10 protein-coding genes and 8 tRNA genes are annotated in these 13336 nt (G+C 69.5%); 1 reads left to right on the forward strand and 17 read right to left on the reverse strand.

The genetic code is table 11. The annotated features are described in order from the left end of the window. The 7 genes from VNF92_00585 to VNF92_00615 form a co-directional block, all read right to left on the reverse strand. Positions 1-902, reverse strand: a 902-nt coding sequence (locus tag VNF92_00585; protein HVA56364.1) for a hypothetical protein, incomplete at its 3' end; no start/stop codon positions are given. Positions 903-960: 58 nt separating this feature from the next. Next, positions 961-2925, reverse strand: coding sequence for an oligopeptide transporter, OPT family (locus VNF92_00590; GenBank protein HVA56365.1), 1965 nt, complete (start codon positions 2923-2925; stop codon positions 961-963). Between the two features lie 99 nt (positions 2926-3024). Then, on the reverse strand, positions 3025-3450 hold the full coding sequence (locus tag VNF92_00595) for a hypothetical protein (GenBank protein HVA56366.1): 426 nt from the start codon (positions 3448-3450) through the stop codon (positions 3025-3027). 278 nt (positions 3451-3728) lie between these two features. Next, a tRNA-Gly gene (locus VNF92_00600) sits at positions 3729-3801 on the reverse strand. Positions 3802-3860: 59 nt separating this feature from the next. Further along, positions 3861-5057: an HlyD family efflux transporter periplasmic adaptor subunit gene (locus VNF92_00605; protein ID HVA56367.1), complete on the reverse strand. Its 1197-nt coding sequence runs from the start codon at positions 5055-5057 to the stop codon at positions 3861-3863. A 3-nt stretch (positions 5058-5060) separates the two neighbouring features. After that, complete coding sequence (locus VNF92_00610) at positions 5061-7424, reverse strand: FtsX-like permease family protein (GenBank protein ID HVA56368.1); 2364 nt, start codon at positions 7422-7424, stop codon at positions 5061-5063. Positions 7425-7427: 3 nt separating this feature from the next. Then, entirely contained in the window at positions 7428-8165 is a 738-nt protein-coding gene (locus VNF92_00615; protein HVA56369.1) for an ABC transporter ATP-binding protein, read from the reverse strand. A 190-nt stretch (positions 8166-8355) separates the two neighbouring features. On the opposite strand from VNF92_00615, the gene VNF92_00620 reads away from it, so the two are divergent. Next, positions 8356-8556: a hypothetical protein gene (locus VNF92_00620; GenBank protein ID HVA56370.1), complete on the forward strand. Its 201-nt coding sequence runs from the start codon at positions 8356-8358 to the stop codon at positions 8554-8556. A gap of 92 nt (positions 8557-8648) precedes the next feature. Here VNF92_00620 and VNF92_00625 read toward each other — a convergent pair. From VNF92_00625 to VNF92_00670, 10 genes are all read right to left on the reverse strand, one after another. Then, a tRNA-Thr gene (locus tag VNF92_00625) sits at positions 8649-8720 on the reverse strand. Positions 8721-8748: 28 nt separating this feature from the next. Next, positions 8749-8830 (reverse strand) — tRNA-Leu (locus VNF92_00630). Positions 8831-8839: 9 nt separating this feature from the next. After that, a tRNA-Asp gene (locus VNF92_00635) sits at positions 8840-8914 on the reverse strand. Between the two features lie 138 nt (positions 8915-9052). Further along, positions 9053-9124: transfer RNA gene (locus tag VNF92_00640), tRNA-Glu, on the reverse strand. 13 nt (positions 9125-9137) lie between these two features. Next, positions 9138-9210: transfer RNA gene (locus VNF92_00645), tRNA-Glu, on the reverse strand. 110 nt (positions 9211-9320) lie between these two features. After that, positions 9321-9393: transfer RNA gene (locus VNF92_00650), tRNA-Trp, on the reverse strand. Positions 9394-9494: 101 nt separating this feature from the next. Continuing rightward, positions 9495-9568: transfer RNA gene (locus VNF92_00655), tRNA-His, on the reverse strand. 101 nt (positions 9569-9669) lie between these two features. Then, positions 9670-10233: an elongation factor P gene (efp, locus tag VNF92_00660; protein HVA56371.1), complete on the reverse strand. Its 564-nt coding sequence runs from the start codon at positions 10231-10233 to the stop codon at positions 9670-9672. A gap of 146 nt (positions 10234-10379) precedes the next feature. Then, a complete protein-coding gene (locus tag VNF92_00665) occupies positions 10380-12530 on the reverse strand; it encodes a tetratricopeptide repeat protein (protein HVA56372.1) in 2151 nt (716 codons plus the stop codon). A gap of 80 nt (positions 12531-12610) precedes the next feature. Continuing rightward, entirely contained in the window at positions 12611-13216 is a 606-nt protein-coding gene (locus tag VNF92_00670; protein HVA56373.1) for an arylesterase, read from the reverse strand. Positions 13217-13336 lie beyond the last annotated feature (120 nt).

The following is a 13336-nucleotide window of genomic DNA, read 5'->3' on the forward strand; positions in this document are numbered from 1 at the left end:
GGCGGGAGCAGCGCCATCACTTCGTAGCCTACCTTGAACTTGGGATTCCACACGCCGATGTCCGCCGCCGCCAGGTACCCGCCAAGCAACGTGCGCTTGCTGTAGCCGGGCACGTATTCATACAGGTACTCCGACGGGAGAAAGCGCCGCGGATCGAACAGGCGGCCGGTGAGATCGGGCGCCCACAGCGACTGCGGGTTCGTGCCGAACTGGCGCGACCTCCCGTCGGCCTCGAGCCACAGCGAGCGCTCGGGCCCCGACTCCTCGTTGGCCACGAGCGTCCACCCGATCAGCTCCTCGCCCAACGCGGCCACATTCTCGTAGCAGGGGTCCTCGTCGGAGCCGAGGACATACTCGCCCGGCTTGTCCGGTTGCGCCGGGTACGACGCCTGCCGCTCGAACCGGCCAGCCGGCGTCGCATTGATCGGACGCGGGCGGATGTTCGCCAGATCGCCGATGCCCTTGGGAATCCGCGCGATCTCGCCGCGCGCCGTGACGTAGACGATCGCGCCGCGATGCGACACGTGCTTCTCGAACACCGCCGTCGGCGCGCCGTCGAGGTCGCCGATCACGGCCACCAGGCGCCAGCCTCCGATCTCCTCACCCACCTTCATCCAGCGAGTTGGGCCGGTGGGCATCGCTGCGAGGACGGCGTCGGCGCGAAACCCGCGCGCCGCCGGCGCCTTGGTCAGCGCCTCGGCCTCGCCGGCCAGCAGCAGCGCGTACTCGTTGGGGATGCGTCCCGGCGAGTAGCCCGGCGAACGCGTGGCCTCCGCCGCCGCGGAGGCATCCGGACGCGCGGCGGCGAGCCGCAACGGCGATGCCGCGGAACCCCCCAGCATACGACGCGGAAGCACGGCCGCGGCGGCGGCCCACTGCACGAAGCGACGACGGTTGATCATGGAAGTGGGGTTACTGGCGAGCGATGGATTGTGGAATCGCGCAGAGCGCGGCGTGGCCCTACCGCACCGGACCCTGCATCGCCTCCGATCGACGCACCATCCATCCGTAAAGGAAGACGAGCAGCGCCACGAAGCACAGCACACCCAGCCACGGGGCGGGCGCGAAGCTCTCCGGCACCAGCCCGATGGGCGCCTCCTTGGAGAACGCGACGATCAACCCGGCGTTGATCACGCCCCACACACTCTCCCCCACGATCAGCCCCGACGCCACCAGCGTGCCCAGGCGCTCGGCGCGGTCCGGATCACGCAACGTATGAACACGCCGGTCGTACCAATGCGACACCAGCGCGCCCACGACCACGGCGAACGTGGCCGACATGGGGAGATAGATCCCGATGCCGACAGCGAGCGGCGGGATGCGCAGCTTGTGCATCGCGCCGAGCGCCGCGTCCCCGAGTATGAGACCGACGCCGATAAGCCCGCCGACGCCGATCATCTTCCAGTCGAGATTGCCGCCAATCACGCCCTTGGCGAGCGCCGAGATGAGCGTCGCCTGCGGCGCCGGCAGCGGGTTGAGCGCCACCACGCCCACGTTCGGCGCACCCGCGAACCCGTAGGCCTTGGCGAGAAGATTCAGCACCCACGGAATCACCGCCGCGCCGGCCGCCACGCCCACGATGAGCGCGATCTGCTGCCGCCGCGGCGACGCCCCCACGAGTTGGCCCGTCTTGAGGTCCTGCAGGTTGTCGTTGGAGATCGTCGCGCAGGCGAATACGATCGCCGTGACGAACAGTGAGAACGCGACGAGCGCGGGAGCCGACGCCCCCGTCGGCCGCACGGCCATGACGAGCACGGATGCACAGACCACGATCGACAGAATGCCGACGCCGGAAATCGGGCTGTTCGACGCGCCGATGAGCCCCGCCATGTAGCCGCAGATGCCGGCGATGAGAAACCCGACGATCACGACGAACGGCACGGCGATCGCCGTGAGCATTCCCGCATCGGGGGCCAACACCGTGGAGCGCGCGAAGCTGTAGGCCAACCCGCCGGCGATGAGCGCGCATCCCACAGCAAGCCCGATGATCCACGACGGCGACAGATCGCGGTCGCGATCGTCCGCTACCCCCTCGGCGCGCGATGCGGCCAGCGTGCTCACCAGACCGCCCAGCACCGGCTTGGCCAGCGTGGCGAGCGTGTAGACCGCGGCCACGCCGATGGCGCCGGCGCCGATGAAGCGCACCTGCGTGCCCCAGATGGAAGCGGTGTGCGCGGCCAGCGTCACGCCGGCGGGCGTGGGATTCATCGACGTGAGAATCGGCACCGCGATCCCCCACGCGATGACGAGTCCCGCGAGCATCGCCATGCCCACCGACAACCCCACCAGATGACCCGCGCCCACGAGCGCCAGCGACCACGCGACGTCGTACCCGCTCGCCGCCGTCGCCCCGATCGGGAAGAAGCCCGTGAGCCCCCCGGCGGCGATGCGCGTCGCCGTGAGGATGGCCAGGCCCGCCGACGTGGCGGAACCGAGGACCACGGCCACGAGCCCTTCTCGCGCTTCCCCCGTCTCATCCTTCGTCTCGCCGCGCGTGCCGGAGCCCACCCGCAGCACTTCGGCCGCCGCCACTCCCTCGGGATACGGCAGATCCGAGTTGGTGACGAGCGCGCGCCGCAGGGGGATGGTGAACAACACGCCGAGCACGCCGCCGCTCAAGCAGACGAAGAACGACTGCCAGTACGGGAACCCCGTCCACCATCCGATGATGACGAGGCCCGGCAGCACGAAGATGATCGCCGACAGCGTGCCGGCCGCCGAGGCAACGGTCTGCACGATGTTGTTCTCGAGGATCGATGAGTCTTTCACGGCGCTGAGCAGCGCCATCGAGATGACCGCGGCCGGGATGGACGACGCGAACGTGAGGCCCACCTTGAGCCCGAGGTAGATGTTGGCCGCGGTGAACACCGTGGTGATGAGCGCACCGAGGACGAGCCCGCGGAGGGTGAGTTCTTTGGGTTGCATGCGGCCGATGGTCGGGGTGGGCTGAGGCGGGACGGGCGCGGTTCGACCCAACTTGCTAGCGTGTGCGCGGCGGCGCCAGACCGCCGGTCCTCGAGCGGTTCAAGGAGAGGGCCACACCTGCGCCCATCGCTCGCGGCGGGTGACCCATCCGGCCACAACTCCTACCGCGGCGCCGACCGCGCCGAAGATCAGATGGCCGTCCCCGGGCAGGTCGCCGCGACCGTCCAGCGATCCGCAGATGAAGCCGACCACGGCGAACGCCAGCATGTGGTTCTCCGACCCGCGACTCACGTCGAGCCGGACCAGATTCGGCAGCGCGAAGGCCACTGTGTCGGCAACGTGGGCGGGACGAACCCAGAGGCTGTCCCCCCGCTGACCGAGTACGTTCGCCACGACGGTTTGCGTCCCAGGCGGCAGCGCAAACCGGATGCGCGCGTTGGGCGCGAGCGTCACCGCGGCCTGTGCTCGGCCAACGCGGGGCGGCAGCAGCATCGCGGCGGCCAATATCAATACTCGGATGCGCACTTCCGCTCCCTGCCCTTCGGGTGGCCGCGGTCGCCGGTGCTCGCCATGACCCATCCCGGCTTCGGCCAGGCCGGTCGCATCCAAGGTCGCGTATGGACCGTCGCGGTGACTCGGGGAATCCCCGGCTGTCTGTCCGGCATTGCCCCTTCCCCCATATCGGGCTCCGGACCCGGGATCGCCTCCCGGCGCTACCTCGTCAAGACCGGCCCCACCGAAAACACAACACGCCCGCCGCTCCACGGAGCGGCAAGGCGTGTGGTACCAACAACTTGCTTCAGAGCGGGCGACCGGACTCGAACCGGCGACGTCCAGCTTGGGAAGCTGGCATTCTACCAACTGAATTACGCCCGCAGATGGTCCTCAAGTATACCGGCCAAAAACACCCTAAACAAGCCGCCCCCCGAGCGGCTTCATGCCCCGCCGCCACGCTCCATGCCCTTCACCCGCACCCCATCCCGCACCAGATCATTCGGCCGCGCCACCACCGTGTCGCCCGCCGCGAGCCCCGACACCACCTCCACGGCGCTCATCCCCCGGTGGCCCACCACCACTGCCACCGACTCCGCCCGGCCGCCGCGCACGCGAAACACGCGCCACCCGCCATCGGCGGCCACGAGCGCACTGCCGGGCACGCGCAGCACGTCGGCGCCCTGCCACAGCACGATCGACACGCTCACCTGATACGCATCCCCCAGCGCCGCCGGCGCCGACGCGAACGCGCCATGCACATTCACCCGCTGCTCCTGCACACCGAGCGGCGACAGCTTGGTGAATGCCGCGGGTTCGATGCGCGTGACGGTCGCCGTCACCGGCGCCACGCCCTCTCCCACGTGCACGAACATCGGCGCCCCCACCCGCACGCCCTGCGCATCTGATGACAGCACGTCCACCACCACTTCCAGATCGCGCGGATCGCCCACATCCATCAACGCGGTGCCCGCCGGCACCAGCCGATCGTGCTCCTCGAATACGCGCAGCACGCGCCCCGCCACCGGCGAGCGCACCACCACGCGGGAGCCCTCCGGCGCGGACGCCGCGCTCGCGCCCTCCACCCCCGCCCGCGCGCTCGTGCGCTGCGCTTCCGCCGCGGCCACTTCGTCGCGCGCCATCTCCAGCCCCCGTACTCGTGTGTCGCGCAACCGCTCCGCGCTCTCGAGATCGCGGTCCGACACGGCGCCCGACCGGTGCAGTTCCTCTGCCCGTGCGAGCGCCCGCTGCGCCTCGTCCATCGCAAGCTGCGCCACCGCCAGCCCAGACCGCGCCTGCGATACTCCGGCGTCGGCCGCCCGCAACGCCGCCTCGGCCTGGTCGCGCGACCGCGGATCGAGCGGCGCCGCCACCATCGTGAGCAGGGGGTCGCCGCGCGCTACCGAGTCACCCGCCTCGAGCCGCACGGCAAGCAGCCGACCCGACACGGGCGCCGACACGGTCACGTGGTGCAACGCGCGCGTCTGGCCGTCCTCGTCGAGCGTCACGCGCAGTAGCCCCCGCGTGACCACCGCCAGATCGGCCGTCACCGCCGCCGGCCGCGCGAGCCAGAGGCCAACGAGCGCCACCGCCGCCACCGCCGCCGCGCCGATCACGATCTTCCGCGTCTTCCTGGTCATGACTCACTCACCCGTCTTGAGACATTCCACGATGTCGAGCGCGCGAATGCGCTGCCGCATGGCCAACCCCGACGCGCCGAACGCGCCGGCAATCACCGCCGCCGCGAACCCGTACGCCGTCCAACTGACCACCAGCGGAATCCGGAACAGCTCCGTGTTGCCCACGGACGATACCAACGCGCACAGCGCATAGCCCACCCCCACGCCCACCGCCATCCCGGCCACGGTGAGCAGGATCTGCTCCCCGAACACCATCATCGTCACCTCGCGCTTGGAGAAGCCGAGCACGCGCAGGCTGGCCAGCTCGCGCGACCGCTCCGACAGCGAGACCCGGGCGCCGTTGTAAACCACCCCGAACGCGATGATCACGGCGAAGATCACCGCGATGCCGAGCGTCAGCTGGAACGAATCGGCCACCGTGCGCTCGAATCCTGCCAGCGCGGCCGACCGGATGCCGATGCCCACCAGCGCCGGCTGCTCCTTGAGGGTGAGATACAACTCGCCCTCGCGGCGCGGATCCACCGCGAGCAGGGCGCCGGAGATCGCCCGACGCTCGCCGGTGAGCCGGGCCGCGAACTCCAGATCGGCGTACGCGCTGGCGCCGAGCATCTCGTTGGCCACCGCGGATACCGCCACGCGCACCGTGCGGCGCGTGCCCTCGCGCAGCTCCACGGTCAGCGAATCGCCGGGCGCCACGTGCAGCACCTCGGCCAGCTTGGTGGTGAGCAGCACGCCGCTGGACGGCACATGGTGCACGCGCATGTCCTGATCCACGATCTGCCGCAGCTCCGCGCCCGCCGGCAACGCGATCAGCGCCGTGCGCCGCTCCACCGTGCCATGGCGCAGCGCCACGGGCACTATCCGGAGCGGCTCGACGGCCAGCACGCCCGGCAGTCTCCCGAGGGCGTCGATGGCCGTGCGTGGAGCCGCCTCACGGAAGGTGACGCTGATGTCCTCACGCTGCACGTACTGGAACTGCACGTCCTTGATCCGGTCGATGGCGCTGAACGAGAACCGCGAGACCACGAGCATCGCGAATGCGAGCGCGATGCCAGTGACGGCCGCCACGGCCCGCAGCGGCCGGCGCGCCGTATTGCGCGCGACGATCCGCGCCGACGGCGCGAGCCACCGCTGCACGCCCAGCGTCTCGAGCAGCCCGGCCTCGAACCACGCCGGCGCGGGCGGCCGCATTCCTTCGGCGGGCGGGAGTCGCACTGCCGAACGCACGGCGATCGCCGCCCCCGCCACGGCCGCACCGGCCGCGATCAGGCACGCCGCCAGCGCCACCCCCCAGTCGGGGCGGACCGTGGCCACCGGAAAGCGATAGTACCGCGCGTAGATCCCCGCCGTGGCCTCCGCCAGCCGGAACCCGAGCGGCACGCCAACCACGGCGCCGGCGCCCACCGGCGTGAGCGCGAGCAACAGGTAGTGCGCGGCGATCTCGCGGTTGGTATACCCGAACGCCTTGAGCAGCGCGATCTGCCCGCGCTGCGTGGCCACGAGCCGCGACAGCACGACGTTGAGCAGAAACGCCGTGACGCCGAGCAGGATGGCCGGCATGATCACCGCGCCCACGTTGTTCTGCTCGATCTCGTCCGTGAGGAACTTGTGCGATACGTGCTCCGACCGGCCGTAGGCGCCCAGCGCGCCGTAGGGCTCCAGCACCCGGTCCACGGCGTCGATCACGTCCGGCTCCGAGGCGTCGGGCGCGAGCTGCAGCGCCATCGCGTTGAACCCGGTCTCGAGGCCCGTGGCCGAGGCGAGCAGCGCCCGCGGCGTCCAGATCACCCCGAACAGCCGGTTGTCGGGAAAGAGTTCCCCGCCCTGCATCTCGTAGATGTACTCCGGCGAGATCGCGATCCCCACCACGTGCACGCGCTCCCACCGGCCGTTGAGCACGGCGCCCAGCGAATCGCCGGGCACGAGTCGGTTGGCCTGCGCGAATGCCTCGCTGATCAGCACCTCACGCGGCGCGCCCGCCGCCGGCATGCGCCCCACGCGCACGTGCGGCACGTTGAGCAGCGGCTGGCCCGATGCCGGGATCGACACGAACCGCCCGACGGCCGGCTCGGCCAGCCCCGGTACGTCGAGCACCGCCTCGAAGATGATCCTCGGCTCCACCACGCGAACGCCGGGGATCTCCGCGATGCGCCGCGCCACCGACGCCGGGGCGCGCTTGACCAGCACGAACACATCGGCGAAGTGATAGTCGCGGTAGTAGTTGGCCTGCGAATCGGCCAGGAACCCGCGCATGCTGCGCAGCGTCACGAACAGCGCGATCCCCGATACCGCGACCATCGCCACCGCGAGCAGCGGACCGGCCAGCCCCATCACGTCGCGCGCCAGCTTCCGGTTGAGCATCCGCATGCCTCACCACTCCAGCTCGGCGGGGTCGCGCCGGGCCGGGTTCGCCTCGATGGAGGCGATGCGCCCGTTGCGCATGCGCAGCACGCGGTCGGCCATCTGGGCGATGGTCGCGTTGTGGGTGATGATCACGAGCGTGGTGCCCAACTCGCGGTTGGCGCGCGCCAGCGCCTGGAGCACGACGATGCCCGTCTCGGCGTCGAGCGCGCCGGTGGGCTCGTCGCAGAGCAGCACATCGGGCCGCTTGGCGATGGCCCGCGCGATCGCCACCCGCTGCTGCTCGCCCCCCGACATCTGCGACGGGAAGTGGTCCAGGCGCTCGGCCAGCCCCACCAGGCGCAGCGCCTCGACCGCCGGCATGGGCCGCTCCGCGATCTCGGTGACCAGTTCCACGTTCTCACGCGCCGTGAGACTGGGCAGGAGATTATAGAACTGGAATACGAACCCCACGTGTTCGCGGCGGTATCGCGTGAGCGCGGCATCGCCGGCGCCCACCAGCTGGTGGTCGCGGAAGTTCACCTCGCCGCCGCTGGGCGCGTCCAGCCCACCGAGGATGTTGAGCAGCGTGGACTTGCCGCTGCCGGAGGGGCCGAGGATCACCACGACCTCGCCTTCCACCAGGTCGAGGTCCACGCCGGTCAGCGCATGGACGTCGACGTCGCCCATGTGATAGGTCTTGGTGAGACCGCGCGCGTGGAAGAGTCCCGTGCCCATACGCTGCACCGTGCCGGTTCTGTCCGGCAATGTCTGTCGGGCAACGGTGCCCGGAGCGTCGGGGAATGCAGGGTCGGGCCGGTCGCCCGGCGTTCCGGTCGCTGGGCGGGCGGCGGAGCGCCTTGCCGCCGGTCAGATTGTCCCGAATCGCATGGGAGCACACGCGAGTTTCGGCCTCGAGTACATGGACGCCGGATATGGACTCCGATATCTATCAACTATGAATCGCCCGAACCCTCTGCTTCCATCGCCCACGCATCGGCCCCCCGGAGCCGACGCGAACATCGCGACGCGCGAAGCGCCGCACGCGTATGCGCCGCCGCGCCTGACCGTGTTCGGCGACCTCGCGCGGCTCACCACGAAGGTCGGCACGAGGGGCAAGAAGGACGGGGGCGGGCACAACAGGCGCACCGGCTACTAGCGCGTCGTTGCCGTCCCCGCCGTCGGACGGAAAAAGGAACGCCCCGCGCCTGATCGGCGCGGGGCGTTCGGCTCTATATGAGTTCTCTCCAGAGCCAGCGGTCGGGATTGAACCGACGACCGCCCGATTACGAATCGGGTGCTCTACCACTGAGCTACGCTGGCGAAGCGACCGCCAGGCGATCGCCGAACATGCCCTGGCGCGGACTCGAACCGCGACGCCTTGCGGCACCACCCCCTCAAGATGGCGTGTCTACCAATTTCACCACCAGGGCAAACAACTACGGGGCCGACGGGGCTCGAACCCGCGACCTCTCGAGTGACAGTCGAGTGCTCTAACCAAACTGAGCTACGGCCCCCAAACACGACAACACACACCGACACGCTCAGAGCCGTGAGCTGACAGCTGAGAGCTACCTGCACCTGCAAACGATCCGACTGTTCACCGTCCTACTGTCCCACCGCCCTCCCGTCCTACCGTGGTATCGGTAGTCCGATAGCCCGTAGGGGAATCGAACCCCTCTCTGCACCGTGAAAGGGTGCCGTCCTGACCGATAGACGAACGGGCCTCTCGTCCCAACATAGCGGTAACGGGATTCGAACCCGTGTTTGAGCCTTGAGAGGGCTCCGTCCTAGTCCCCTAGACGATACCGCCAAGGCGCGCCGCCACGGCCACCAGGCCCTGACGGTTCTCTTGCTGGAAGCCGCCCGCCCTTCCAGGACCTGCGACCCCCTCCGTCTCCCGTCGTCCTCTCAATCATCGAACAGGCCGGGAGGGACTTGAACCCCCAACCGCTGGTTTTGGAGACCAGTGCTCTACCAGTTGAGCTACCGACCTACATCGCAGCTGCGAGCGATCCGCCATCAGCTGTCGGTCCCCACCCTTCCACACCAACTGCAACCGACAACTCTCAGCGGATTGCCGTGAGCTGCCGTTAGGGTGACTGACGGGAATTGAACCCGCAACCCCCGGAGCCACAGTCCGGTGCTCTAACCAATTGAGCTACAGCCACCATAGTGGACGCTCGCGCGTCCGGTCGCACCACGGTGCGGTACGGCAGACTTCCATTTTAACCGCGGCGCGACACCGTATCAACTGCGCCGCGCTCCCTCTTTACTTCGCGCGTTCCTGGTACTCGCCCGTCGCCGGATTGACCTTCACCTTGTCGCCCGTGCCCACGAATTCGGGCACGTTGATGGTCACGCCGTTCTCGAGCTTGGCCGGCTTGGGCGACGACGTCTTGGTGGCGGTCTTCATCACCGGCGACGTCTCCACCACCTCCAGCACGAGCGAGTTCGGCAGCTTGATGGCCACCGGACGGCCGTCGTAATACTCGGCCACGATCTTCATGCCCGGCTGCATCCAGGGCGCGGCGTCGCCCAACGCCTCGTCGTCCATCTCGAGCTGGTCGTAGTTCTCGGTGTTCATGAAATGGTAGCGGTCGCCACCCTGATACATGAACTCCAACTCGTGCGTTTCCATGGACGCCGGCTCGATCGAATCGGCCGCGCGAAAGCGATGCTCGAAGCCCGACCCAGTGCGCAGGTTCTTGAGCTTGGCCTGCACCATGGCGCGAAGGTTGCCCGGCGTGTGGTGGCGGAACTCCACCACCCGGCACGGCTCGCCTTCGAACACGAGGACCATGCCGCGTCGAATTTGAGTGGCGGGGATCGCCATGAGAAATATCCTTGAGAAGGTGCGAAGAATCCGGAGTTAAACCTAGACAGCCTTTTAATTTACGTTGGTCGCCAGGACCGGGTCAACCTCGCCCGTGAGGCCCCCGCGCCGTGGCGGCCCCGGGGCCGCGATCCCCGGCGGCTGCGCTACCGCTCGCGAGCCAGCTTCTCCAGCGCGCTCACCGCCGGCGGATACCCCGGCTGCACCTGGAGGGCGCGGCGGAATAGGCGCCCCGCCTCGTCGAGCTTGCCCTGCGCGGCTTCCGCGATCCCGTACCGCGTGATCACCTCCGGGTCGTCGGGTACCAGGGCCATGGCCCGAGCAAAGTCCCGCGCCGCCTCGGCCGGACGCCGCGCCAGCAGCATGGCGCGGCCCGCAAAGACCAGCGCGGCCGCATCGTCTCCCGCCATGCTCGCCGCGGTACCGGCCGCCCGTTCAGCGTCATCGGAACGCCCGCTCTGGATGTACGCGAGCGCGAGCAATCCGAATCCGAACCCGGACCCGGCGTCCAGTCGAGTAGCCGTCTCGAGCACCGGCAGCGCGTCACCCGGGCGGTTCTGGTCGAGCAACGCGCCGCCGAGCGAACGCATGACGTCGGCCCGTGTGGGATCCATGGCCGCCGCACGCCGCAGCACGGATTCGGCATCCCGCGGCCGACCGGTGTCCATGTACGCCGCGCCGAGCGATGCCAGATCCTGAACCGCCGGCGTATTCTGCGCCACGCGCTCCAGGTACGGAATGGCGGCCACCGGGTCACCTCGCGCCTCGAGCACGCTCCCCATCATCGCCACGGCATGGGCGTATCCCGCGTCCAAGGCGAGCGCCCGTTCCAGATCGTGCTGTGCGTCGGGCAATCGGTCGCGACTGATCTCCACCGACGCCAGATTGGTCCAGGCCGGGACGTAGCTGGAATCGAGCGCGATGGCCTGCCGGAACTGGGCCTCGGCATCGGCCAGCCTTCGCGGATTCTCTCGCAGGACCGCCGCGCCGTAGTTGTCCCAGGCACGGGGGTTCTGCGGCACCTTCCGTACCGTGTCGTGCCAGAGTTGCTCCGCGTCGGCATACGTGCGGCCGCGCGCGTACGTACCCATGGCCAGCAGCGCCGCCAGCGCAACGACCACCGGCCGCGGATTCCACCCCGCCGCCACGCGCCTGCGCAGCGCCTCGGCGCCGATCACCAACGCCACGACCACAGCCGCCAGCGCCAGATAGATGCGCCGCTCCGCGGCGATCTCCGTGGTGATCGGTACGATACTCGACGACGGCGCGAGCAGCAGAAAGAACCACGCCCCGAGGAATCCCAACCATGGCGCGCGCCGCCAGGCCGCCAGCGACCCGATGCCCAGCACCGCCAGCAGTACCATCCCAGGGATGCCGCGCCACCCGGTCACGGGCAATGCGCCGTAGTCGAGCGTCAGCCCGACGGGCCAGAACGTGAGCCGCAGATAGTGGGCGATCGCCCACGCCTGGCTGTACAGGTACCGGTACCAGGTGATCTCGTAGCCGAACCCCACGGTCGTGGCCCGCGCGCCCCGCACGACGAAGCTCAGCAGCCAGGCCGTGGTGGCGGCCAGCAGCACGTAGAACCACAGGCGTCCGCGCACCGCCACCAGTTGTCGGAACGAGCCGCGTCGGAACGCGCGGTCGTAGAGCACCACGGCCAGCGGCGCCGTGAACATGACTTCTTTGCTGCCCATGCCCAGGAGGCAGACGGCGACGCCCACGGTGTACCACCCAGCCGTTCGCCGCCAGCTGCTCGCGTCCCAGGCGCGGATGGACGCGTATAGCGTTCCCAGATAGCAGAGAGAAACGATCAGCTCGGTACGTTGAATGACGTAGTCGACCGCCTCGGTCTGGATGGGCAGCAGCAGCCAGACGGCAGCCACCGCGCCGGCAATTCCGTCGGCCGAAGCTCGCCACCGGTCGTCGAACGCGCCGGACCCCGTGGTGCGTCGCACCACGCCGAACAGGAGCAGTCCGCAGAGCAGATGGAGCATCACGTTCACGACGTGATAGCCCACCGTCTTGTGCGGGCCGTCGGGATCGGCGCGTTGGTCCACACCCAGCCAGCGGTTCACCGCGTAGTTCAGGGCGAGCGTGTAGCTCACCACCGGCCGCCCGGCGACCGCCGAGCCCTTGGTGGGCAGCGCCATCGTGCCCGCGGGCGGCCAGAGGGTGCGGATGGTGGGGTTGTCCTGGATCGCGGCCGTGTCGTCGAGCACGAACGGGCCGTTGAGGTCGGACGAATAGGCCACGAGGGTGGTGAGCAGGATCAGCCCCACCACCCACCACGTCACCGGACGGACAGCGAACGCGACACGTCTCGGTGAGGGAGCGGCTCCGGACAACCCACCGGATGAGCGCCGCTTGCGTCGGCTCACCGCGCTGCCATCTCCCGCAACACCGGTTCCAGCCCTCGCCACACGTTCCGGGCCACGATCTGCTCGCCGGCGTCGTTGGGGTGCAGGCCGTCGCCCTGCACGAGCGCCGGATGCCCGGCCACGCTGTCGAGCAGGAACGGGAGCAGAACCAGCCCGTTGCGCTGTGCGAGCAGTGGATACGTCTCGTGGAATGCTCGCGTGTAGCGCTGGCCGAGATTGGGAAGCGCTTCCATCTGCACGAGCACGATCCGCGCCTGCGGACGCACCCGGCGCACGGTGTCGATGATCGCCTGGATGTTCGCGCGCGTCTCGGAGACCGGGGTGCCGCGCAGGCCATCGTTCGCTCCAGTCTCCAGCACCATGACGTCGAACGGCTGGCGGAGCAGCCAGTCCATGCGCCGCAGCGCCCCAGCCGACGTCTCACCGCTCACGCCGGCGTTGATGGCGCGAAATGGCAGGCCCGCCGAATCGATCTTGCGCTGGATGAGTTCGGGGTAAGCGCTGTCGGGCTCGAGACCGAGGCCCGCCGTGAGGCTGGTGCCCACGAACAACACGGTGTGCCGATCGCGCGCGCGCGCGCGGGCGGCCGTGTCCGTGGCCACCGCCGCGAGTCCGGTCCTGCTGCTATCCTTCGTTTGCGCGGGTTCGCCGCGGCCGGCTCCGCTATTGCAGGCCGCCAGCGCCGCGAGTCCGCCCAATCTCCACGCCAACCAACGCAATCG

This window comes from Gemmatimonadaceae bacterium (assembly GCA_035533015.1).
Lineage (GTDB): Bacteria > Gemmatimonadota > Gemmatimonadetes > Gemmatimonadales > Gemmatimonadaceae > JAGWRI01.

Bases quoted from the DNA above. Each gene is read 5' to 3' on its own strand.
- VNF92_00590 (HVA56365.1), bottom strand. From the start codon at position 2,925: ATGCAACCCAAAGAACTCACCCTCCGCGGGCTCGTCCTCGGTGCGCTC.
- VNF92_00605 (HVA56367.1), bottom strand. From the start codon at position 5,057: ATGACCAGGAAGACGCGGAAGATCGTGATCGGCGCGGCGGCGGTGGCG.
- VNF92_00610 (HVA56368.1), bottom strand. From the start codon at position 7,424: ATGCGGATGCTCAACCGGAAGCTGGCGCGCGACGTGATGGGGCTGGCC.
- VNF92_00620 (HVA56370.1), top strand. From the start codon at position 8,356: ATGAATCGCCCGAACCCTCTGCTTCCATCGCCCACGCATCGGCCCCCC.
- efp (HVA56371.1), bottom strand. From the start codon at position 10,233: ATGGCGATCCCCGCCACTCAAATTCGACGCGGCATGGTCCTCGTGTTC.